22 protein-coding genes are annotated in these 23,642 nt (G+C 44.8%); 18 read left to right on the plus strand and 4 right to left on the minus strand.

Annotated elements, in window-relative coordinates; all coding sequences use genetic code 11:
- Nucleotides 1–57 precede the first annotated feature (57 nt).
- Together AC0J2F_RS10085 and dnaG are read left to right on the plus strand one after the other, a co-directional pair.
- The gene (locus tag AC0J2F_RS10085; protein ID WP_473007545.1) at nt 58–1,110 is read left to right on the plus strand and encodes a coiled-coil domain-containing protein; all 1,053 of its coding nucleotides are present in this window, start codon (nt 58–60) and stop codon (nt 1,108–1,110) included.
- A 96-nt stretch (nt 1,111–1,206) separates the two neighbouring features.
- Nucleotides 1,207–3,171, plus strand: a complete 1,965-nt coding sequence (gene dnaG, locus AC0J2F_RS10090) for a DNA primase (protein WP_473007546.1) — start codon at nt 1,207–1,209, stop codon at nt 3,169–3,171.
- Between the two features lie 2 nt (nt 3,172–3,173).
- On the opposite strand, the gene AC0J2F_RS10095 is transcribed toward dnaG, so the two are convergent.
- Together AC0J2F_RS10095 and nadE are read right to left on the minus strand one after the other, a co-directional pair.
- Nucleotides 3,174–3,806, minus strand: coding sequence for a response regulator (locus AC0J2F_RS10095; RefSeq protein ID WP_374957385.1), 633 nt, complete (start codon nt 3,804–3,806; stop codon nt 3,174–3,176).
- Nucleotides 3,807–3,950: 144 nt separating this feature from the next.
- A complete protein-coding gene (nadE, locus tag AC0J2F_RS10100) occupies nt 3,951–4,739 on the minus strand; it encodes an NAD(+) synthase (protein ID WP_473007547.1) in 789 nt (262 codons plus the stop codon).
- A 91-nt stretch (nt 4,740–4,830) separates the two neighbouring features.
- Between nadE and gldB the strand changes: the two genes are divergently transcribed.
- From gldB to AC0J2F_RS10115, 3 genes are read left to right on the plus strand one after another with little or no spacing between them, the layout of a single operon-like run.
- Nucleotides 4,831–5,817, plus strand: coding sequence for a gliding motility lipoprotein GldB (gene gldB / locus AC0J2F_RS10105; RefSeq protein ID WP_473007548.1), 987 nt, complete (start codon nt 4,831–4,833; stop codon nt 5,815–5,817).
- Complete coding sequence (gene gldC / locus AC0J2F_RS10110; protein WP_473007549.1) at nt 5,817–6,149, plus strand: gliding motility protein GldC; 333 nt, start codon at nt 5,817–5,819, stop codon at nt 6,147–6,149. Before gldB ends, gldC begins: the two co-directional genes overlap by 1 nt.
- A gap of 9 nt (nt 6,150–6,158) precedes the next feature.
- Nucleotides 6,159–6,533, plus strand: a complete 375-nt coding sequence (locus AC0J2F_RS10115; protein ID WP_473007550.1) for a GTPase — start codon at nt 6,159–6,161, stop codon at nt 6,531–6,533.
- Here the strand turns inward: AC0J2F_RS10115 and yihA are convergent.
- On the minus strand, nt 6,524–7,138 hold the full coding sequence (gene yihA / locus AC0J2F_RS10120) for a ribosome biogenesis GTP-binding protein YihA/YsxC (RefSeq protein WP_473007551.1): 615 nt from the start codon (nt 7,136–7,138) through the stop codon (nt 6,524–6,526). The genes AC0J2F_RS10115 and yihA overlap by 10 nt on opposite strands.
- A 9-nt stretch (nt 7,139–7,147) precedes the next feature.
- On the minus strand, nt 7,148–7,912 hold the full coding sequence (locus tag AC0J2F_RS10125) for an alpha/beta fold hydrolase (RefSeq protein ID WP_473007552.1): 765 nt from the start codon (nt 7,910–7,912) through the stop codon (nt 7,148–7,150).
- A gap of 280 nt (nt 7,913–8,192) precedes the next feature.
- Between AC0J2F_RS10125 and mraZ the strand changes: the two genes are divergently transcribed.
- The 13 genes from mraZ to ftsZ are packed head-to-tail and all read left to right on the plus strand — an operon-like array spanning nt 8,193 to nt 23,546.
- Complete coding sequence (mraZ, locus tag AC0J2F_RS10130) at nt 8,193–8,666, plus strand: division/cell wall cluster transcriptional repressor MraZ (RefSeq protein WP_374959129.1); 474 nt, start codon at nt 8,193–8,195, stop codon at nt 8,664–8,666.
- Nucleotides 8,653–9,549, plus strand: coding sequence for a 16S rRNA (cytosine(1402)-N(4))-methyltransferase RsmH (gene rsmH / locus AC0J2F_RS10135; RefSeq protein ID WP_473007553.1), 897 nt, complete (start codon nt 8,653–8,655; stop codon nt 9,547–9,549). The genes mraZ and rsmH overlap by 14 nt, the downstream gene beginning before the upstream one ends.
- 2 nt (nt 9,550–9,551) lie before the next feature.
- Entirely contained in the window at nt 9,552–9,872 is a 321-nt protein-coding gene (locus AC0J2F_RS10140) for an FtsL-like putative cell division protein (RefSeq protein WP_087523281.1), read from the plus strand.
- Nucleotides 9,862–11,865: a penicillin-binding protein gene (locus AC0J2F_RS10145; RefSeq protein WP_473007554.1), complete on the plus strand. Its 2,004-nt coding sequence runs from the start codon at nt 9,862–9,864 to the stop codon at nt 11,863–11,865. Before AC0J2F_RS10140 ends, AC0J2F_RS10145 begins: the two co-directional genes overlap by 11 nt.
- Nucleotides 11,862–13,316 (plus strand): UDP-N-acetylmuramoyl-L-alanyl-D-glutamate--2,6-diaminopimelate ligase, encoded by a 1,455-nt coding sequence (locus tag AC0J2F_RS10150; protein ID WP_473007555.1) that lies wholly within the window; start codon nt 11,862–11,864, stop codon nt 13,314–13,316. The genes AC0J2F_RS10145 and AC0J2F_RS10150 overlap by 4 nt, the downstream gene beginning before the upstream one ends.
- A 12-nt stretch (nt 13,317–13,328) precedes the next feature.
- Nucleotides 13,329–14,549 (plus strand): phospho-N-acetylmuramoyl-pentapeptide-transferase, encoded by a 1,221-nt coding sequence (gene mraY, locus AC0J2F_RS10155; RefSeq protein ID WP_473007556.1) that lies wholly within the window; start codon nt 13,329–13,331, stop codon nt 14,547–14,549.
- Nucleotides 14,549–15,880 (plus strand): UDP-N-acetylmuramoyl-L-alanine--D-glutamate ligase, encoded by a 1,332-nt coding sequence (gene murD / locus AC0J2F_RS10160; RefSeq protein WP_473007557.1) that lies wholly within the window; start codon nt 14,549–14,551, stop codon nt 15,878–15,880. Before mraY ends, murD begins: the two co-directional genes overlap by 1 nt.
- Nucleotides 15,881–15,886: 6 nt before the next feature.
- On the plus strand, nt 15,887–17,086 hold the full coding sequence (locus AC0J2F_RS10165) for an FtsW/RodA/SpoVE family cell cycle protein (RefSeq protein ID WP_374959125.1): 1,200 nt from the start codon (nt 15,887–15,889) through the stop codon (nt 17,084–17,086).
- Nucleotides 17,073–18,173: an undecaprenyldiphospho-muramoylpentapeptide beta-N-acetylglucosaminyltransferase gene (gene murG / locus AC0J2F_RS10170; protein WP_473007558.1), complete on the plus strand. Its 1,101-nt coding sequence runs from the start codon at nt 17,073–17,075 to the stop codon at nt 18,171–18,173. The genes AC0J2F_RS10165 and murG overlap by 14 nt, the downstream gene beginning before the upstream one ends.
- A complete protein-coding gene (gene murC, locus AC0J2F_RS10175) occupies nt 18,170–19,522 on the plus strand; it encodes a UDP-N-acetylmuramate--L-alanine ligase (RefSeq protein ID WP_473007559.1) in 1,353 nt (450 codons plus the stop codon). Before murG ends, murC begins: the two co-directional genes overlap by 4 nt.
- Complete coding sequence (locus AC0J2F_RS10180) at nt 19,512–20,231, plus strand: cell division protein FtsQ/DivIB (protein WP_157663412.1); 720 nt, start codon at nt 19,512–19,514, stop codon at nt 20,229–20,231. Before murC ends, AC0J2F_RS10180 begins: the two co-directional genes overlap by 11 nt.
- A 3-nt stretch (nt 20,232–20,234) precedes the next feature.
- Nucleotides 20,235–21,560: a cell division protein FtsA gene (gene ftsA / locus AC0J2F_RS10185; protein ID WP_087523272.1), complete on the plus strand. Its 1,326-nt coding sequence runs from the start codon at nt 20,235–20,237 to the stop codon at nt 21,558–21,560.
- 24 nt (nt 21,561–21,584) lie between these two features.
- Nucleotides 21,585–23,546 (plus strand): cell division protein FtsZ, encoded by a 1,962-nt coding sequence (ftsZ, locus tag AC0J2F_RS10190; RefSeq protein WP_473007560.1) that lies wholly within the window; start codon nt 21,585–21,587, stop codon nt 23,544–23,546.
- Nucleotides 23,547–23,642 lie beyond the last annotated feature (96 nt).

The raw sequence follows: 23,642 nt of genomic DNA on the forward strand, positions 1-23,642 counted from the left end.
AGCACTACCCCTGCGGTGGTAGGGGTGGGGTTTGCTTCTACTTAAATTAAAAATCATATGAGAATCATTACTTACAGTACCGCTGTTGTTATTTGGTTGCTCGCGACCGTCTCGCTATGTGCACAGGAAACAAAGGATGCGCAGGCACAGATCGATTATTTGCAAGGAAAGATAGAAGCGGTGCAAACTGAGGAAAAAGAGGCCTTAAAGGACGAGGTCATTGCAATTAACGAGCGCCTGGAAAATGGCGAGATCACAGAAGAGCAGGCTACAGAACTCAAACAGGCTGCTGCAGAGAAACGCGCTTTAAATATTGAGAATCGCATAGTGATCATTCAAAATCAGATCGATCTGCTAGAGCGCAACGGTTCTTTAAACACCACGGCAACCGATAATTTTGAGTTGGTTGTTTTTTCAAAAGGAAAACTCCTGGATTTCGATTACACGCCTAGAGAGCGTAAGTACGATCGCAGAACCACTAGCGACTTAGTTTTGGCCTTTGGATTGAACAATGCGATCACCGATGGGCAGTCCTTTGGAGATACTGATTTTAAAATTGCTGGTAGCCGCTTTTTTGAATTGGGAGTAGCCTGGAGAACCCGAGTATTTAAAAATACCAATTGGCTGCGTCTTAAATACGGATTCTCATTCCAGTTCAACGGCCTTAAATTAACCGACGATCGCTTCTTTGAAGACACGGGTAGTGAGACTGTAGTGCGTGAATTTGGCGCTAATCTGGACAAATCAAAACTCAGAAATGACTACTTAGTGTTTCCGGTTCACTTTGAATTCGGCCCTTCTAGAAAGATCGAGAAAGAAGATTATTTCCGCTATTCAACCCGCAACAAATTAAAGGTTGGTTTGGGAGGCTACGCCGGATTCCGTTTGCGCACGGTTCAGAAATTGCGTTTTGACGGTCCGGATGGGAATGAGGTAGAGCAAAAACAGACCGGAAATTTCAATACGAACAACTTTGCCTATGGCCTGAGTGGTTATATCGGTTGGACTGGGATGGCCTTGTATGTGAAGTACGATCTGAACCCAATATTTAAAGACAATCCGGTGGAGCAGCGCAACATCTCACTCGGCTTGCGATTTGACGTAGATTAACTGCGTTCTCATTTAAAAAGAAAGAGGCACCTTAGGGTGCCTTTTTTAGTGAAGTTAGTGGCTATTTTGCTATTTTTATCCTCTTAGACCTGAGTATTGATCTCCAAAAGTACCATAGACAAAGTTTTTGAAACCGCTCGCTTAGAAGAAGTGATTGGCGACTTTGTACAACTCAAGAAATCGGGTTCAAATTTTAAGGGCTTGAGTCCCTTTACTGACGAACGTACTCCGAGTTTTATGGTCTCTCCTGTAAAGCAGATCTGGAAAGACTTTTCCAGTGGGAAAGGTGGTAATGTTGTGGCCTTTTTAATGGAGCATGAACATTTCTCCTATCCGGAGGCGATAAAGTATCTGGCTAAAAAGTACGGCATTGAGGTGGAGGAGACCCAGCAGACCGACGAGCAAAAACAAATGGCCAGCGAACGCGAAAGCTTGTACTTGGTCAGTGAATTCGCTAAAGACTATTTCCATAAGACCTTGCTCCACAGCGAAGAGGGTAAGGCCATAGGCTTGACCTATTTTAAAGAACGCGGCTTTACAGATAAGACCATCAAGGACTTCGCTTTGGGTTATAATCCGAACAGTTGGGATGCTTTTACCTCAGAAGCCTTAGGAAAGGGATACAAACTCGACTATCTCGACAAAACGGGGCTGACCATTGTGCGCGAAGACAAACAATTCGATCGCTTTAAAGGGCGTGTGATGTTTCCTATTCACAGCATGAGTGGTCGTGTCTTGGGTTTCGGTGGTCGAATTTTGACCAACGACAAAAAGGCTGCTAAGTATGTTAATTCTCCCGAGAGTGAGATCTATCAGAAAAGCAAGATCCTTTACGGCTTGTATCAGGCCAAGCAAACCATAGCGAAAGAAGATCGCTGTTATTTGGTAGAAGGTTATACCGATGTGATCCAAATGCATCAAACGGGAGTGACCAATGTTGTGGCATCTTCTGGTACTGCTTTGACTCCAGATCAGATTCGACTAATTAGAAGATTAACGCCTAACATCACGGTCTTGTTTGATGGCGATGCTGCTGGATTGCGCGCGTCATTGCGTGGGATAGACCTCATTTTGGAACAGGGAATGAACGTTCGCGTTTGTACATTCCCGGAAGGGGAAGACCCGGACAGTTTTGCCAAAGCGCACTCCCAACAAGAGGTAGTTAACTTCTTAGAGGCGGAGAGTCAGGATTTCATCAACTTCAAAGCTTCGCTTTTGGCAGAAGAATCGGCCAATGATCCCGTAAAGAAGGCCAGTACTATCAGAGAAATGGTGCAGAGCATTGCCAAGATCCCTGATGTTATTCAACGCGAGGTATATCTGCAAGAATGCTCACGTATTATGCAGATGAGCGAAGAGGTGTTGTTTAACGCCTTGGCACAACTTCTCAGTAAAGAGCAGGCTGCACAGAAAAAGGCTGCCAAAAAGCCAGAACAGCCTCCTTTTGAGGTGATAGCTAACCAACAGCTACCCACGCAAAAAATAGATCCCTTGTACGAATACGAGCGGAAGATCTTAGAGATTCTGCTTTTGTATGGCAAAGAAGAGGCTGAATTTGAGGATTTGATCATGGAAATGGACGAGCAAGGTGAGATGCACCACAAACCAGAAATGCACACGGCCAAGGTTTTTGAAAAGGTGTATTTGGACCTACAAGAAGATGAGATCGAATTGGCAAATCCAGATTTCAGGTCACTGTATTATGCCTTGGTAGAACACTTGCATCAGGGAGGAGAACAAAAAATTGATAGTTTGATCCACAGTTTGGAACCTGCGCCTGCAGCCCTAGCAACAAGCATTCTAATGGACGATGAGCGCTATCAATTAGGAAACTGGGAGCGCAAGGAGATCTATGTGAAAGACAAGTCGTATACCATAGGGCAGTACGTCAGCCAGACAATTTTGAACCTAAGACGTCTATTGATCTCGCAAAAAATAGAGGAGCTCGCCAATCAGGTGAAAGAGGCCGAGGCTGTAGCAAGAAAAGAGCCCCTAGAAACCATTATAGATTACCAGGGGCTTAAAAAGGTATTGAGCAACAAGCTTGGTCGCGTACTCTAATATTATCTGAATTGGAACATTCGTGACTGGTGAATGAGATCCGCCAGATTGTCCACTTTCAATTTCTTAAGTAAGCGTGTTTTGTAAGTACTCACGGTTTTTTCGTTGATGTCTAAGGCATTAGCAATGTCTTTATTGCGCTTACCGCTAGACAGCAGATTGAGCACTTCGATCTCGCGAGAAGATAGTTTTTTATAACGGCTGATCGCACTGGATTCGCCAACGTTACGAGACGTGAAAGTCGATGTTAACTCTTCGTTCAAGAATATTCCTCCTTTTGCTACTAATTCAAGCGCATCTATAAATACTTTGGTCGATGCGGTTTTGGGAACGTAGCCTGCCGCTCCGGATTTGATAGAACGCAAGGCGTATATCTCCTCAGGATTGGTTGAATAGATCAGCACACGTACATCTGGGAACTCAGCCTTGATAGTTCGAAGCGCGGTTATACCGTTTACTTGTGGAATGTCAATTTCCATGACAAGTACATCGGGTTTTTCTTCGCGCAAGGCCTTATAAAGTTCTGTTCCATTGTGGACTTTGTCAACGATCTCGAGTGTTTCGTGCCCCTGAAGCAGACATTCAATACCCTTGCGTACTACGGGGTGGTGATCCGCTATTAATACTTTGGTCATAATTGTGAGGTTATGTTACTGTGAACATAAAGTTCCCAGTTTGTTTTTGTGTAGTAGAAATACTACAAGTTCAAAAATAGCAAAAAGGTATAGTGACGGAATTAAATTTCGTTTAACGTACAGAATTTTCGATAAAGCACGGACTTAGCGTAAATCCTGAGGGATTTCGCATACTGGAATGGGTTGCATCTTGTGCTGATTGATACGGTTTAACCGTAAATAGATACGATATACTTCTGCTTTTCGACCCTCAAAATCGCTAGGTTCTTTGCCTTGATCTTGCATGGCCATGGCCCATTCTAATTCATCATAAGATGCTCCGATCTGATCTTCGTCTGTGCGGCTATCTCCGAACAATCCATCGGTTGGAGCGGCTTTCATAATTGCCCGAGGAACTCCAATATGTGCTCCTACCGCATAGACTTCGCTTTTCATCAAATCGGCTATTGGACTGAGGTCCACACCTCCATCTCCGTATTTGGTGTAAAACCCAACTCCGAAGTCTTCTACCTTGTTGCCTGTGCCAGCTACCAAATAGCGTTTCAATCCCGCAAAATAATAAAGGGTTGTCATGCGCAGGCGCGCTCTGGTATTGGCTAGTGAAAGGTCTAATAAAGTGTCGTCTTCTACAGGCGGTGTTTGATCCTTGAAACCTTCAAATACCGGTGTTAAATCAACCCGGTGTGACGAAACATTATCAAATCGCTCTTTGAGCTGTGCAATGTGCTCTTCTGCTCGTGTTACCTGTGAAGCAGCTTGATGGATAGGCATCTCTAAACAAAGCGTAGGATAACCGGTCATGGCGCAGAGTGTAGAAGTAACTCCAGAATCTATTCCACCGCTTACCCCTACCACAAAGCCATCCAGCCCTGCATTTTCTATATAGGTCTTAAGCCATGAAACGATGTGTTCTGTTACTTTATCTACTTGCATTTTTCACTTTCTTTTAGGTTGATTTAACGTACCTTTGCTTAGCAAAATTAAGGATTTTAAAATTTATTTTTTGCCCTCGCGTTATACGAATATGAATCAAGTACTAAGTCTTAAGAAACTGCTGCCAATTCTTGTTTTGACGGCTAGTTTTAGTTTGATTTTTTCTTGTGCGAATAATCCGGAAGTCAAACCAGAGGTTTTGGCTGTTGCTGTCGATACAGATATCGTTAGATTCGATCTGGAATTTGACAAGGCTTCAGAAGCAGAGATCCCACAGCTTAAGGCTAAGTATCCGCAGTTGTTTCCGCAGCAATACCCAGACAGTTTCTGGATAGCCAAAAAACGAGATACCCTACTGCAGGCCTTGGCAAGAGAGGTTCAAAAAAGTTTTCCAGATTTTAGCGAGCAAGAGGTGCAGCTTCAGTTGTTGTTCCAGCACTTGAAATACTATTTTCCAGATTTTAAGCCACCAAGGGTCTACACGGTGATCTCTGAGGTAGATTACAAGGATCCTGTGCTTTGGGCAGCAGGAGAGATGAGTATTGGTCTGGACAATTACCTAGGGGCTACACATCCTTTTTACGAAGGGATTCCGCTATATATTTCGGCCAATATGGAGCCAAGTCAATTAATAGTTGATGTGGCAAATCTGGCTAGTCGTGCCTATGTGCCGCCCGCGAGAGATAGAAGTTTTTTGGGGCAAATGCTTTATCATGGTAAGTTGCTCTACCTGCAATCGCTGCTATTGCCTTTGGAGTCCGAGGCTGACATACTTGGGTATTCCGAGGCCCAATTCCAGTGGGCGCAAGAGAACGAGATGGACATTTGGCGCTATTTTGTAGAGCGCGAAGTACTTTATGATACAAATCCGAAGTTGTTGAACCAATTTATAAATCCAGCGCCATTTTCTAAATTCTATTTAGAGATAGATAATGAATCTCCGGGCAGAATAGGGCGTTATATGGGCTTGCAAATGGTCAAGGCTTTTATGGATAACACCGGCAGTTCTTTGTCTGAAATGCTAACTACACCTGCAGATCAATTGTATCAGCAGTCCAAATACAAACCAAAAAAATAATGGCAAATAATCATACTTCAGAGATATCGTTTAAAGTCGAATTGGACGAGAATAGAGTTCCGGAAAAATTGCGTTGGAGCGCCGCCGATGGCGGAGTTACCAATCAGGAATCCAAGGCGGCCTTGATCTCTGTTTGGGATCCCAAGGGGAAAGAAGCCTTACGCATAGATCTTTGGACCAAGGATATGCCAGTAGAGGAGATGAAGGTGTTCTTTTATCAGACCTTATTGGGAATGGCGGGAACCTACAAACGCGCAACCAACGACGATAAAATGGCCGATACCATGTTGGATTTTGTCGATTACTTCGCCGACAAAACAGGTATCAAGTAATAGCCTCAAATGGAGCGGGCATTGCATTTTGTATACAATGCAAATTCGGGTAAGCTCAATGCCCTAAAAGACAGTTTGCACAAATGGTTATCGCCAGAGACCTATAACTGTGATCTCTGTAGTTTAACGCATAACAGTTTTCAAGAAGTGGGGGCCTGGAAGACATTCAGGCAAGAAGCGAGATTGCCCATGTATTTTTATCACAAAGATGAATTTGAAAAGGCGTTTCGTTCCAAATGGCTTCCTAAATATGAGTTCCCAATTATCTTAATGGAAATCGAGCAGTCTTTAGAGGTTTTTATGACTGCGGAGGAATTAAAGGCTCTGGCCGATGCTCCTGCCCTGATAGCGAGCGTAACTGAGAAGTTGCAAGCTTACAATTGAGATTGCTGCTCAATCTCATTGTTTATAGTATCAATATAATCGAGTAACTCTTCGGCCCCTGTTCGTTTTGCACTAGAGGTAATAAAGTAGGGGGGAAGGCTTTCCCAGGTTTCCAATAAGCGCTGCAGATAAGTGTCGATATTTCGTTTTAAAGCGTTGGTTTTGAGTTTGTCTGCCTTAGTAAAGATTATTCCAAAAGGCAAAGCGTTCTCACCCAGCCATTGCATAAACTCCAAGTCAATGGGTTGTGGCTCGTGGCGACAGTCTACCAAAACAAAGCCCATGACCAATTGTTTGCGACGCTCAAAATATTGCGTAATGAACTTCTGAAAGGTCTTCTTGTCGGATTTAGAAACTCGGGCGTAGCCATAGCCAGGCAAATCGACCAGATGCCAATTCTCGTTGATCAAAAAATGATTGATGAGCTGCGTTTTACCTGGTCTTCCAGAGGTTTTGGCCAAACTTTTTCGATTGGTGAGCATGTTGATCAGCGATGACTTACCCACATTAGATCTGCCAATAAAGGCGTATTCTGGCAAATTGCTCTTAGGGCATTTGGCAACATCGCTGTTGCTCATTACAAAGGTTGCGGATTTGATATCCATTGGGCTAGATTATAGCTGTCGCTCTTGGAGCCAAGCGTGTAAGATTTCGTTGAATCGATCTGGATGTTCCATCATGGCGGCATGGCCGCATTTGTCGATCCAATAGAGGTCTGAGTCGGGGAGGAGTTCGTGGAATTCCTCTGCCACATTGGGCGGAGTCACATTGTCGTTTTTGCCCCAAATGATACAAGTTGGGTTAGGCATGTTGGGTAGGTCTTTCGCCATATTATGTCTGATGGCGCTTTTGGCGATAGCCAAGGTGCGGATCAGCTTGTTCCTGTCATTCACCGTGGCGTAGACTTCGTCTACGATCTCTTTGGTGGCTACCTTTGGGTCATAGAAGACATTCTCAGCCTTTTGCTTGATGTATTCATAATCTCCCCGCTTGGGATAGCTTTCTCCCATGGCGCTTTCATAAAGCCCAGAACTACCAGTGATTACAAGCGCCTTAATCTTTTCAGGGTACAATTTGGTACACAAAAGACCTATATGCCCTCCTAATGAATTCCCCAATAGGATAACCTGCTCGTTCCCAATGTGGTCTATAAAATCAGATACGTAAACCGCCAAGGTTTTAACATTGGTTTTAAGCAGCGGCATGGTGTAAATCGGGAGTTCCGGAATCAAGATCTTATAACCGTGTTCCGGGAAGTGCTCAGTTACTGCATCAAAGTTTGACAGACCGCCCATCAATCCGTGAAGTATGATAATAGGAGTACCTTCCCCTTTCTCGAGGTAGCTGAATTTGCCTGCTTTCTTTAATTGGTGGGCCATTCGGTTGCTGCTAGTTGACTGTCGCAAATATAGGTAATTATCGGCGAATACTTCCTTGGGTTTGTCGGGCTAAAATACAAATGTTTACGGGGGTTACAAAGCCTGTTAGCAGGTCACAATAAACATCAAAAATAAGGAGTTCAAATTATTAAAAATCAAAGGTTTATGGAGGTTTCTGCACTAGTGTGGTAAAACTTATCAACAATGTGGTAAAATGTGGTAAATTGTGGTAAAATATTGATATATTTGACCAACTAAACAAATTTTTCCGGGAAATTCCGTGCTCAATCTCATTGGAACATACGATTGTAAAGCAGACGTGAAAGGTCGCGTTATGGTGCCTGCTGGTTTGAAGAAGCAACTGTCTCCTTCGTTGGCCGATGGGTTCGTGATTAAACGCGCTGTCTTTCAGCCGTGTTTGGAGCTCTATCCAATGCGTGAGTGGAATAATCTAATGGATAAGATGAGTGGACTCAATCGTTTCAACAGAAAGAACAACGATTTTATTCGCCGTTTTACCGCAGGTGTTCGCACCGTAGAGTTGGATAGTACCGGACGATTGTTGATCCCGAAAGACCTGATGCAATTTGCAGGTCTGTCAAAAGAAATTGTAATTGCTTCGGCCATCACAATAGTTGAGATCTGGGACAAAGCCAAGTATGAAACCGCAATAGCGGATGCAGCGAATGACTTTGCCGATCTGGCCGAAGAGGTAATGGGCGATACAGCGCATGATGTTGATGGATTATCATAAACCCGTTTTACTAGAAGAGACTGTAGCAGGGCTTGACATTAAGCCGGCGGGAATTTATGTCGATGTAACTTTTGGAGGCGGTGGCCATTCGCGGGAGATTCTCAGCCGCCTGGATGAAAATGGCCGTTTGTTAGCTTTTGACCAAGATCCAGACGCTCAGGCCAACATAATAGACGATCCTCGTTTTACCCTTATTCCAGAAAATTTTAGATACCTCAAACGCTTTTTGCGTTTTCACGGGCATAAGCAGGTCGATGGCATCCTTGCAGATTTTGGTGTTTCTTCTCATCAGTTCGATCAAGCGGAGCGTGGATTTTCTACGCGATTCAATGCCGAGCTAGACATGCGAATGAATCAAAAAGAAGGCCTTTCTGCCAAAGATATAGTCAACCAGGCAACAGAGGCCGAGCTTACTCAGATATTGCGCAAGTACGGGGAATTGCGTGCGGCAGCCGGAATGGCGCGTTTGATCGTTGAGTATCGCACAAAAAAAGAGATTGTTGACACCCATACCCTAAAGGAGGTCATCAAACGATTTATTCCGCGCAACAAGGAGCACAAGGTTATGGCTCAGGTTTTTCAGGCTTTGCGCATTGCTGTCAATGACGAGCTAGCGGCTTTGGAGGAATTCTTGTTGCAGACTCAAGAAGTACTTAAACCCGGCGGTAGACTTTCGGTAATCTCTTATCATTCTCTAGAAGATCGCCTGGTGAAACGCTTTATGCGAAACGGGATGTTTGAGGGAGAGCCTGAGAAAGATGTTTTTGGTCGTTCGGATGTTCCTTTTAAGCCCATTGGGAAATTCATTGTTCCTACTGCGGAGGAAATCGAAATAAATAATAGAGCGCGTTCTGCCAAGCTCAGAATTGCAGAAAAACTTTAAGTATGAAAGATAATATCTATCACATACTTAAAGGTAAATTCTTAGTGAGTGAGGACGCCATGAAAAACTGGAAATTCATCATTTTCCTATCGTTCTTGGCTTTGATCATGATTGCGAGTTCTCACAGTGCAGACAAGAAAGTACATCGTATTGCTCAGCTTAACAACCAAGTGAAAGAACTCAAGAGTGAATATGTCGATGTGCGAATGAAGCTGGCCCAAGCCAGAATGGAGAGTCGTGTTTTGGCAGCCTTGAAGTCTCGGGGATTGGCTCCCTCAGAAACTCCTCCGACAAAAATTCAAATTAGCAGCAATGGCCGTTAACGAAAAACACATACTGAGTCGTTTGTACTTCGTTGCCGGGGCCTTGTTTGTATTTGCCCTGTTGATCACCATGCAATTGGTTAAGATCCAATTTGTAGAGGGTGATCAATATCGTGAGTTGGCTCAAGAAAATACCCTTAAGAACTTTGTGATCCCTGCCAATCGCGGTAACGTTTATGCCGACGACGGCAGCTTGCTCGCAACTTCGGTGCCTAAATACGAGATTCGTTTTGATGCAGTGACCGTGTCTAATGCGGTTTTTGAGGAGAATTTGGTGCCGCTGTCCAAAGAACTGGCCAAAATGTTGGGTAAAACCCCAGCTTACTATCAAGATCGATTGCGCAAAGCGCGTCAAAATAAGAACAGATACCTATTGATAGCACGCAATTTGGGTTATTCCGACTATGTGAAGATCAAAGGGTTTCCGATGTTCGAAAAAGGTCCATTCAAAGGTGGGATCATCGTAGATCAAAGCACTCAAAGAGAACATCCATTAGGTGAGGTAGGTCGCAGAACCATTGGTTATGAGCGCACGGACGAGAACGGTTTTATAACCAGAATTGGGCTAGAAGGCGCATACGGATCCTTTTTAAGAGGTAAGGAGGGGCGTCGCATGAAGCAGAAGATCGCCAAAGGACAATGGAAGCCTTTGAGCGATGACAACGAGATAGAGCCTCAAGATGGCTTTGACGTAGTGACCACCATCAACGTGAATATACAAGATATAGCGCATCACGCCTTGTTACGTCAGTTAGAATACTACGAAGCCGAGCACGGTTGTGTGATCGTGATGGATGTAAAGACAGGGGCAATAAAAGCTGTGTCTAACCTTGGGCGAACCTCAGACGGAAAATATTACGAAGCCTATAACTATGCTGTAGGCGAGGCGCACGAGCCAGGGTCTACTTTCAAAGTAATGGCTTTTGCAGCAGCCCTAGAAGATCAAGTGATCGATACCTCTACGGTTGTAGAGACCGGCCGAGGTGCTTATACTTTTTACGGCAGACGTATTCGCGATTCAAAAACGGGAGGATACGGAACTATTTCTGCGGCTCGGGCTTTGGAGGTGTCTTCTAACATCGGTTTGGCCAGACTTATCGATGAGAACTACAAGGATGATCCAGAAAGATTCATTAAGATCTTAGAAGGCTGGAATTTGGACAAGCCTATTGGTATTAGCATCCTAGGAGAAGGGAGTCCGGATATGCCTAAGCCCGGAAATTCCAAATGGAGCAGAAACGCCTTGCCTTCTATGGCTTATGGCTATGGTCTTACCTTGACGCCGCTTCAGACCTTGACCTTTTACAACGCCATTGCAAACGATGGGGTAATGGTAAAGCCCTATTTCATCTCCGAAGTACGCACCTGGAATCGGGCTATTGAAACCTTTGAGCCAGAAGTTATCAACCCGGCCATTTGCTCCAAAGCTACTATTTCGAAAGTACAGGCAGTTCTGGAGAATGTTGTTAAACGAGGAACCGGCGACGGTCTTTACAGCGAGTACTTCTCTATGGCAGGAAAAACAGGGACTGCCCAAACCGAATACTGGGAATCTGATTGGGAAGAGAACAAACGTTATATCTCTTCTTTTGCAGGTTACTTTCCGGCAGATGATCCGAAGTATTCTTGCATAGTGATCATTCATAAACCGAGCACTAAAAAGGGGTACTACGGAGCCGATGTTTCTGGACCGGTTTTTAAGCGCATTGCTCAGAAGATCTATACAGACGTTCCTGTAATGGATGAGGTGAAAATACTGGATGAACCCAGCCAACAAGTAGCCGGAGATTTCGAAAAATATTATGCCATGGCCCAAAAAGCGGCCAAACAAGTGCCCAACGTAAAGGGTATGGCGGGCATGGATGCAGTGGCATTATTGGAGAATATGGGCTTGGAAGTAATACTGGTCGGCAATGGAAATGTAATTCAGCAATCCATAGATAGTGGTACGAGCATCAGAGAAGGACAAAAAATAACCCTGACATTATCATGATCAAACTCAAGGATTTACTTTATAAGGTTTCTCTCGATTCAGTAGTCGGGGGGACAGATGTGGTGGTGAATACTGTCGCCTTTGATTCGCGTAAGATCGGTTTGAACGATATGTTTGTAGCCATTCGCGGAACCCAGGTAGATGGTCATGATTATATTACCAAAGCAACACATGCGGGAGCAATTGCCATAGTCTGTGAGCAGCTGCCTACGGATGTGGTCAACGGTGTCACTTACGTGGTTGTTGCGGATGCCAATGCCGCTTTGGCCCAGATCGCGGCCAACTATTACAATGAACCATCCGCAGAACTACAACTCATTGGAGTAACGGGTACCAATGGTAAAACAACGGTAGCCAGTTTGCTATATGACCTGTATCGCAAGGCGGGATATAAAGTAGGCTTGCTTTCTACGGTAGTGGTCAAAGTGGATCAGCAAGATTTTCCGGCGACTCATACCACTCCCGACCCCTTAGCGATCAATGGATATTTGCGTCAAATGGTCGATGCCGGAGTAGACTATTGCTTTATGGAAGTAAGCAGTCACGGCATCCATCAGAAACGAACCGAAGGCTTGCAATTCAAAGGTGGGATCTTTACAAACCTCACTCACGATCATCTGGATTATCACAAGAGCTTCAAGGAATATCGCGATGTGAAGAAGGCCTTTTTTGATCAGTTACCCAAAGACGCTTTCGCCTTGACCAATGTGGACGACAAGAACGGCCGCTACATGTTACAGAACTGTATCGCCAAAAAATACAGTTACGCCTTAAAATCCATTGCAGATTATAAAGCACAACTCTTGGAGCATCAATTTAGTGGCATGTTGCTCAAAATTAATAATGCAGAGCTATGGGTGAAACTCATTGGAGAGTTCAATGCGTATAACCTCTTGGCTATTTATGCTGTCGCGGATTTGTTGGGGATGGATTCCATGGAAAACCTGCAGTACATAAGCGAGTTGGAGAGCGTTTCTGGTCGATTCCAGTATTTCACCAATCAGCAGCAAGTGACGGCCATAGTTGATTACGCGCACACGCCAGATGCCTTAAAGAATGTCTTGGAAACCATTAATGCTATCAGAACCGGAAATGAGCAGCTCATTACCGTAGTAGGCTGTGGTGGCGATAGAGATGCAGACAAGCGGCCCAAAATGGGAATGATCGCTGCAGCCATGAGCACCACCGTCATCTTTACCAGTGATAACCCAAGAAGTGAAGATCCGGACGCCATTATCGAAGCCATGGAAAAAGGCGTAGAGCCACAGCATTTTAAGCGAACCCTATCGATAACAGATAGAAAACAAGCTATAAAGACAGCCACTAAAATGGCCAACGCTAACGACATCATACTCATTGCCGGAAAGGGTCATGAGGCCTATCAAGAGATCAAAGGCGAACGCTTTGATTTTGACGATTATAAGATCATCCATCAACTACTAACTAACTAAGCTCGGAGCGCTATGCTGTATTATTTGTTCGAATATTTAGAAAACACATACAACCTTCCGGGTGCAGGCCTTTTTCAGTACCTCTCCTTTAGGTCGGCCCTTTCTGTGATCACTTCGCTGATCATCGCGACCGTGTTCGGAAAGCGGATCATAAACCTGTTGCGCAAAAAGCAGATCGGGGAGACCGTTCGCGACCTTGGTCTGGCAGGGCAAAACGAAAAAGCAGGTACTCCAACTATGGGTGGAGTGATCATCATTTTGGCTACCCTGGTTCCTGTATTGCTGTTTACCAAATTGGAGAACATCTATGTGATCCTACTGATAGTGACCACGCTTTGGATGGGAACAATTGGTTTTATAGACGATTATATCAAGACCTTTAAAAAAGACAAAACCGGCCTGCCGGGTAAGTTTAAGGTCTTTGGGCAAGTGATCTTAGGGATTGCTGTTGGATGTACACTTTACTTTCATGATAATGTGACCATAAAGGAAAAGATCGCAGTCGAGACAGAGAATCAGACTACTCTGATCCGCTCGGTAGGTGAGGAGATCAAATCTACCAAGACCACTATTCCTTTTGTGCCCAATAACGAGTTTGAATATTCCGATCTGCTTACTTGGATGGGAGACGGTTACGCTAAATACACTTGGCTATTGTTCATTCCTATTGTCATTTTGATCATTACGGCTGTTTCAAACGGCGCCAACCTTACCGACGGAGTAGATGGTCTGGCAGCGGGAACCTCGGCTATCATAGTGCTAACACTGGGAATCTTTGCTTGGATCTCTGGTAACATCATTTTCTCAGATTATCTGAACATCATGTATATCCCTAGAACAGGGGAGATCGCGGTGTTTATCAGTGCCTTTGTGGGTGCGTTAATTGGATTCCTCTGGTACAATGCCTTTCCGGCCCAGGTGTTTATGGGCGACACGGGCAGTCTTACCATTGGAGGGATCATAGCGGTGATAGCAATCACCATCAGAAAAGAATGGTTAATACCAATTCTCTGTGGGATCTTCCTGATAGAGAACCTATCGGTGATCATGCAGGTGAGTTGGTTCAAGTATACCAAAAAGAAATTTGGCGAAGGCCGAAGGATCTTTAGAATGTCACCCTTACACCATCATTATCAGGTAAAGGGCATGCACGAAAGTAAAATAGTGACTCGCTTTTGGATTGTCGGGATATTCCTAGCAATACTGGCGATAGTGACCTTAAAGATCCGCTAATGAAACTGGTAGTGCTGGGAGCCGGAGAAAGCGGCATAGGTGCTGCCTTGCTTGGAAAGGCAAAGGGTTGGACGGTTTTTGTGTCCGATTTTGGACAAATAAATCTGTCGACCCAAAACGTTCTTACACAAAATGAAATCGAATGGGAGATGGGCGGTCATAACGATGCGCGTCTTCTCGAAGCCGATCTGGTTGTTAAAAGTCCGGGCATACCTGAAAAGGCAGCTCCGATACAATTGCTCAGAAAACAAGGCATTTCTGTCATCTCAGAAATTGAGTTTGCGAGTCGCTATACGGACCGAACTGTAGTGGCTATAACGGGAAGCAATGGCAAGACAACCACCACATCTTTGACGCATTTTCTGCTTAAAGAAGGAGGCTTGAATGTAGCGATGGGTGGCAATATAGGAAACAGCTTTGCTGGTCTGCTCTTAGATCAGCCAGCAAGCCATTATGTATTGGAGGTGAGTAGTTTTCAACTGGACGATATAGAGCAGTTTAAACCTCATATAGCGGTGATAACCAATATAACTCCAGATCATTTGGATCGCTACGGATACAGCTTTGAGGCTTATCGCGATGCAAAGTTCAAGATCAGTCAAAACCAGACGGAAGCTGACTATCTGATCTATGACGGAGACGATCCTAACATAGCCGCCGGAATGAAAGACCATGCCATTCGAGCAAAAAAACTGCCTTTTTCATTGGAGCGACCCCTTAAAGAAGGAGCTTATATAGACGACAAAAACATAATAATTACAATAGCAAATAACCAAATCAATATGCCAATAGCCTCATTAGGATTACAGGGACAACACAATTTAAAGAATGCTATGGCCGCGGCCACAGTGGCAACTTTGTTGGATATCCGCAAGGAGACCATCAGACAGTCCCTGACTCATTTTCAAGGTGTGGAACACCGATTGGAAAGTGTGCTTAAAATCAATAATGTTAAGTACATCAACGATTCCAAAGCCACTAACGTTAACGCGACCTACTATGCTTTAGAGAGTATGGAAACCCCGACCGTTTGGATAGTGGGAGGAGTGGATAAAGGAAACGACTACAGCGAGCTTTTGCCGCTGATCAACGAAAAAGTAAAAGCAGTGATCTGCTTGGGAATTGACAATTCTAAGCTTATAGACAGCTTTGGGAATGTTGTAGATCTTTTGGTAGAAACTGCTAGCATGCAAGATGCTGTTAATGTGGCTTATCATATAGCAGAACGCGGAGATACTGTGCTTTTGTCTCCCGCATGTGCCAGTTTTGACCTGTTTAAAAATTACGAAGACCGAGGACGTCAGTTCAAAGAAGCTGTTCGCTCGCTATAACAAAGTATGAGCGTATTTACCAACATAAAAGGTGATAGAGCCATTTGGGCAGTAGCTGCTCTCTTGGCCCTGTTCTCGTTTTTGCCTGTGTATAGCGCCAGTAGTAACCTGGCCTATCTGTATGGGGATGGGAATACCTTTAAATATTTGGTGAAGCACTTTGCCCATTTAATGCTGGGCTTCGCGATACTTTATGGGGTGCATCGTATTCCATACCGCTATTTTAGGGGCTTGTCTATTATCGCCTTACCGGTGGTATTTTTGCTATTGATAATTACCCTGGCGGAAGGTACTACCATAGAAGGCGCCAATGCGAGTCGTTGGATACGCATACCTTTTGTAGGGGTGACCTTCCAAACCTCTACCTTGGCAGCGGTGGTATTGCTTACCTATGTAGCGCGCTATCTTTCAAAAATCAAGGATGAAAAGATCAGTTTTAAGGCATCTATAGTTCCGCTATGGTTGCCCGTTTTTGTTGTGTTATTGCTGATCTTACCAGCGAATTTCTCAACAACGGCCATTATTTTTGCAATGGTCGTGCTCTTGGTGTTTCTAGGCGGATATCCGTTGCAGTATTTGGGTATCATCTTAATTGCCGGGGCCTTATTTCTCTCACTTTTTATTATGTCTGCCAAGGCTTTTCCAGACCTGTTCCCAAACAGGGTAGATACTTGGATTAGTCGTATCGATAATTTTCTAGATGACACTCCCGACAAAGAGGCCGACTATCAGATCGAGAAGTCCAAAATGGGCATCGCTACAGGAGGCTTATTTGGTGTTGGAGCCGGTCATGGGGTGCAAAAGAATTTCTTGCCGCAATCTTCTTCGGATTTCATTTATGCCGTGATTGTAGAAGAGTGGGGTCTTGTTGGTGGACTGACCATAATGCTATTGTATATGCTCTTGCTCTTCCGCCTGGTAATAGTCGCTTACAAAGCAGATTCCATATTTGGGAAATTGTTGGTTGTTGGAGTCGGCTTACCTATAGTTTTTCAGGCCTTGACCAATATGGCTGTGGCTGTCGAGCTCTTTCCGGTAACAGGTCAAACCTTGCCACTTATCAGTAGTGGAGGTACCTCTATTTGGATGACCTGCCTCGCTTTGGGAATGATCTTGAGCGTGAGCGCAAAAAGAGAAGAGATCCGTCAGCATAATTCAGAATCAGATACCGATAATCCTTTAGATATACTCAGTGAAGCCATATAAATTCATCATATCAGGAGGAGGAACCGGAGGTCATATCTATCCGGCTATAGCCATTGCCAATGCGTTAAAAGAGAAGTATCCAAATGCGGAATTCTTGTTTGTTGGCGCCAAAGATCGCATGGAGATGCAAAAAGTGCCCAAAGCCGGCTATAAGATCGTGGGCTTGTCCATCCAGGGATTACAACGCAAAGTATCCTTGCAGAATTTGAAAGTGCCCTTTAAACTCTTGGCGAGTTTGAGACGCTCCGCAGCCATCATAAAATCCTTTAAGCCCGATGTAGCCATAGGAACAGGAGGCTATGCCAGTGCACCTTTGCTTCGTGTGGCGAGTAATAAAGGTGTTCCTTGTCTCATTCAGGAGCAAAACTCACATGCAGGGATCACCAACAAATGGATCGCTCCAAAGGCCAAGACCATCTGTGTTGCCTATGCGGGTATGGAAAAGTATTTCCCCAAAGAGAAACTTGTGTTTACGGGTAACCCGGTACGTCAAGATCTTATCGATCTAAAAGTCGACAAGGCCACGGCTTTAAAACACTTTGGACTAGAGCCGGACAAACCTGTACTTCTGGTTTTAGGTGGCAGTTTGGGGGCGCGTAAGATCAACAATTTGATCCATGCGCATTTACCCTTGTTCAACACTGAGGATGTTCAGGTGATCTGGCAGTGCGGAAGCTTGTATTACGAAGAGTTTAAAACCAATAATAGCGCGAAAGTAATTGTCAAGGATTTTATCTACGCTATGGACATGGCCTATGCTGCTGCGGATATGATTGTTTCGCGAGCTGGAGCCCTGTCAGTGTCCGAACTTTGTTTGGTGGGCAAGCCGGTGATCTTTATTCCATCACCTAATGTGGCAGAAGATCATCAGAACAAGAACGCTGCGGCTATAGCTGCAGAAGAGGCTTGTATTTACCTGCAAGAGAGTGAGGCAGATTTGCACTTTGCCGATGCCTTTAAGGGTTTGCTTAGCGATGCAAACAAACAGCGGACCTTGAGTGAGAATATTAAGAAACTAGCCAAACCTCATGCTACGGATGCTATTGTGGCCGAGGTTGCCAAACTCCTGTTAGAAAAGCAATTATGAGCGGAGTTTTTAAAGACATAGCACGTGTGTATTTCATCGGTATCGGTGGTATTGGAATGAGCGCCTTGGCGCGTTATTTTAAGGCTCGTGGTTTTGCTGTGGCTGGCTATGACAAAACACAAACAACATTAACCGATGCTCTGGTCGAGCTCGGAATCAACATAACCTTCAGCGACCAACTCGATGCCATTCCAGACGGTTTTGAACTAACCGATACTCTGGTGGTTTATACCCCGGCCATCCCCCAACAGCACGAACAACTTCAATTCTTTAGTACTGGAGTGCATCAAATCCACAAACGTGCTGTGGTCTTGGGAATGATCACTAGAGCGAGTAAATCCCTTGCCGTTGCCGGAACGCACGGCAAGACTACAACTTCGGCTATTCTCGGTCATTTACTGGCCAGCTGCAATGTGCCGGTCACTGCATTCTTGGGTGGTATAGCAGAGAATTACGACTCCAACTACATTGCAATAGGCGATGAGTTTACAGTGGTAGAGGCCGATGAGTTCGATCGTTCCTTTTTGCAATTGCGACCAGATGTGGCGTGTGTGACTGCTATGGATGCCGATCATTTAGACATCTACGGTTCGGAAGAAGAATTCGAAAAGACCTTTAAGGAATTCGCTGCCTTAGTGCCGGATCCTAAACTTGTATTACATCCTAAAAAGCTCCCACTCTCTGGAACCACTGTGGGGATAGAAGATGGAGCTGACTATGAGGCTAAAAATATCCGCGTTGAGGACGGGGCTTATACCTTCGACTTAAAAACGCCTCGTGGTGAATTGAAATCGCTCCGTTTTTCATTGCCGGGGCATCACAATTTGCTCAATGCGATTACCGCTTTGGGTATGGCAATTTCAATAGGAACCCCAACCGATTGCCTGCCCAAAGCGTTATTTGAATTCAAGGGTGTTAGACGCAGATTTTCATTCGCCTACCGAAGCGAGAACAAAGTCTTGATAGACGATTATGCGCATCATCCCACAGAGATCAATGCGGTCTTTCAAGCGGTGAGTGAATTCTATCCGAATCAAAAGAAATTAGTGGTTTTTCAACCACATTTGTATAGCCGTACTCGAGATTTTCTACCGGAGTTTGCTCTGAGTTTGGCGCAGTTTGATCAAGTACTGCTTTTAGATATTTACCCGGCGAGGGAGTTGCCAATTCCTGGAGTGAATTCTGCGGTTTTGTTGGAGGCTATCGCTAACGAAAAAAAGCAGCTTGTAAGCAAAATTGACCTTCCGGACTTGATTCAAAAAAGCGACTGCGAAGTAATCTTGATCCTCGGGGCTGGAGATATCGGTGTTGAAGTAAAAAACATAACAGAGCACTTGCATGCGAACTAGATTAGTGAACATAGGGCGAATGATCTTTGTAATCGTACTGATAGCAGTAGTTTACGCGTTTTCTAATAAACGAAATTCCAATAGAAAACTACAGGCCGTGGCTGTTAGTTTTGAAGACAGAAGTAGCGCACTGATAACCGAGGCTATGGTTAATAAATTGTTAATACAAAAAGCAGACAGCATCGCAGCTGTAGATAAAGATATAATAGATTTGAATGCATTAGAAGGTCGATTAAATAGCCATCCTATGATCCGAAATGCCGATGTTTTTCTCTCTTTGGATGGTGTACTTGGAGCACGCGTTACACAAAGAAGGCCCATAGCCCGAGTGGCGTCCAATCCGTCTTATTACATTGACGAAGAAGGTACCAAAATGCCCCTATCCCGAGTTCATTCCTTACGAGTGCCTTTGGTGAGCGGTGTTTCTGAGGATAATTTAAAACCTGTTACCCATGTGTTGAACGAGATCCTTGCGGATCCTTTCATGGTGCAACATGTTGTTGCTATTGAGCAGCAACGCGACTCGACCCTGATCATGCGTGTGCGAACCTATGATTTTAAGATTTTACTGGGTAAACCGGTGAATATCAAACGGAAGTTTCAAAATTTTAAAGCGTTTTATCAGAAAACAATCAAAGATAAAACCTTGGGCAATTATCAACTGGTCAACCTCATGATGGATCACCAGGTGGTCGCCACAAAAAAGTAGTTTATGGAACAGCAAACCATTGCAGTAGGATTAGATATTGGAACCACTAAGATCGTGGCCATGATCGGGCGTACCAATGAATATGGAAAGATGGAGATCCTTGGGATAGGAAAGTCCAAGAGTTTGGGTGTACACCGCGGAGTGGTGAACAACATAACCCAAACCATTCAATCCATTCAACAAGCCGTTCAAGACGCCGAGAGTTCTTCAGGTATGAAGATTTCTGATGTGGTGGTGGGAATAGCCGGGCAGCACATCCGAAGCTTACAACACAGCGATTATATAACCCGTCCCAATAGTGATGAGGTTATAGGCGAAGATGATATAGACACGCTTTGCAATCAGGTACACAAGCTTGTTATGCTTCCGGGAGAGGAGATCATTCACGTGTTACCACAAGATTTCAAAGTTGATGGTCAGGCAGAGATCAAAGAACCTATAGGAATGTATGGTGGGCGTCTAGAGGCAAACTTCCACGTTGTGGTAGGGCAGGTTTCTTCCATAAGAAATATTGGTCGTTGCGTAAAAAGTGCAGGGCTTTCACTTGGTGGAATAACCCTAGAGCCACTGGCATCTGCCAATGCCGTGCTCAGCATGGAAGAGAAAGAAGCCGGAGTTGCCTTGATCGATATAGGAGGTGGAACTACAGACCTCGCCATCTTTAAAGACGGTATCATTCGTCATACGGCGGTGATCCCTTTTGGAGGTAATGTGATCACCGAAGACATAAAAGAAGGCTGCTCTATCATAGAAAAGCAGGCCGAGTTACTTAAGATTCGATTTGGATCGGCTTGGCCAGGAGAGAACAAGGATAACGAGATTGTTTCTATTCCTGGATTGCGAGGTCGTGAGCCCAAGGAGATCACTTTGAAGAACCTCTCAAAGATCATTCACGCTCGTGTGGTAGAGATCATAGAGCAGGTGTATTTAGAGATCAAGAACTACGGCCACGAAGAGCAGAAAAAGAAATTGATTGCAGGTATTGTACTTACTGGCGGAGGATCGCAACTCAAGCACCTAAAGCAGTTGGTAGAATACATTACCGGTATGGATACGCGTATCGGATATCCGAACGAACATCTGGCAGGAGACAGCGACAGTGAAACAACGAGTCCGCTTTATGCCACTGCTGTTGGTCTGGTGCTTAACAGCCTGGAATCACAAAACAGACACGAAGGGGTAAAAGTTGTGGCGGCAGAGGCCGAAGCAAACCAGGAACCTCAAGAAGATATAGACGAACCACAGAACGACCAGGTCCCCAAGGAGCGCAAGCGCTTTTTTGACAAGTGGGCTGAGAAGTTCAAAGATTTTTTAGACAACGCTGAATAGCAGTAATCTCACAAAAAACTAAGTATGAGCAGTACAAACGAATTCGACAACATCGCGTTTGATTTACCCAAGAATCAATCGAACGTCATTAAGGTGATTGGTGTTGGCGGTGGTGGTAGCAATGCCATCAATCACATGTTCCAACAGGGCATCAAAGGTGTAGACTTTGTGATCTGTAATACCGACGGTCAGGCCTTGGAGAACAGCCCGGTGCCGATCAAGATCCAACTTGGACTCACTCTTACAGAAGGCCTTGGTGCAGGTGCCAATCCTATCATTGGAGAGCAAAGCGCCATGGAAAGCATGCAAGAAATCCAAGCCATGCTGTCTACCAATACCAAGATGGTCTTTATTACCGCTGGTATGGGAGGTGGAACTGGAACAGGGGCGGCTCCTATTATCGCTAAAATGGCCAAGGAGATGGATATTCTTACCGTGGGTATCGTGACCATTCCTTTTCAGTTCGAAGGGAAAATGAGAAACGATCAGGCCCAGATCGGGGTGGAGAATCTACGTAAAAACGTGGACTCTCTCATTGTGATCAACAACAACAAATTGCGCGAGGTTTATGGGAACCTCGGATTTAAAGCCGGTTTTTCTAAGGCCGATGAGGTCTTAGCCACAGCTGCTCGTGGAATAGCCGAAGTAATAACCCACCACTACACTCAGAACATTGACTTGCGCGATGCCAAGACCGTTCTGGCTAACAGTGGTACTGCTATAATGGGAAGCTCTCAGGCCTCCGGAGCTAACAGAGCGCACGAAGCCATTACCAAAGCCTTGGACTCTCCATTGCTTAACGATAATAAGATCACTGGAGCTAAGAATGTGCTCTTGCTTATTGTTTCTGGGCAAGAGGAGATTACCATTGATGAGATCGGTGAGATCAGTGATTATATTCAGACCGAGGCGGGTTATTCGGCCAACATCATAATGGGGGTTGGAGAAGATCAAAGCCTAGACGGTGCTATTGCCATTACTGTGATCGCGACCGGTTTCAATGCCGAGCAACAAAATGAAATTGTAAATACTGAGACCAAGCGCATTGTTCACACGCTAGAAGAGGAGCAAGCCGCACAACAGGTTTTAGAAGATCATACCGATACCATGACTAGCGGTCCGTTGCTGAGCGAAGTGGTAGCAAAAGAGCCAGAAGCGGAGCCTATCATTAAACACAGCTTGTTTGAAGAAGAGGAAACTCCCGAATTGCCTTTTGAGGGTTATATAGAAACCACTGCTTTGTTGAAAGAAATATCAGTGGCTTACGAGGAGGTGGATATTCACCATATCGCTGAGTTTGAGCAGGTAGTGATCAACGCTATGGAGGTGCACGATTTTGAGATCGTTGAAGCCACTACCGAGGTAGTTACCCCAGAGGTGGAAGAAGACAGCCCTGCAGAAGAGCAGATGCTAATGTTTGATCTGCCTTTGTCTGAGGATGCAGAAGAGGAGCTTACCCCTGCGGCTGAGCTAGCAGATGTTCCTGTACTTAAAAAGCCTGTAGAGGAGATAGAGGTGAACGAAGCCATAGAAGTGGTTCCTGTTACGGAGTTCACTCAAGAAGGAGTGAAGCGTTATAGCCTAGACGATTATCAAGAGATGGAAACTGCTTTGACCGCAGCCAAGGCCGAGCCTGAAGTATTGGACGAGGAATTGGTGATGGAGAAGAAGGTCGTGGAGACAGCTCCAGAAGAAACTGCCGAAGCCGAAGAAGATGGCGACCCAATTAACAGTCCTATTTCTAAGCTTTTAAAGGATCGTACCGAGGAACGCAAGCGCAAACTCAAAGAATTCAACTACAAATTTAGAAACAGCGCTTCTAAGATCGACGATATCGAAAAGCAACCTGCCTATAAGCGTATGGGCATAGAATTGGAAGATGCAGATACTTCTGAGTCTGATATTTCACGAACCACCGTGAACTTGGACGACGATGACATATCGCTTAGAAATAACAACTCTTTTCTGCACGACAACGTAGATTAAAGACTTTTTTGTTTAGTGTTACATTTCCCGTTAAGCCCGACAGTGGTACGTCACTTTCGGGTTTATTTTTTTATCTTCGCACTCTAGTTTAAAGCC

The organism is Gilvibacter sp. CC01 (assembly GCF_055755295.1).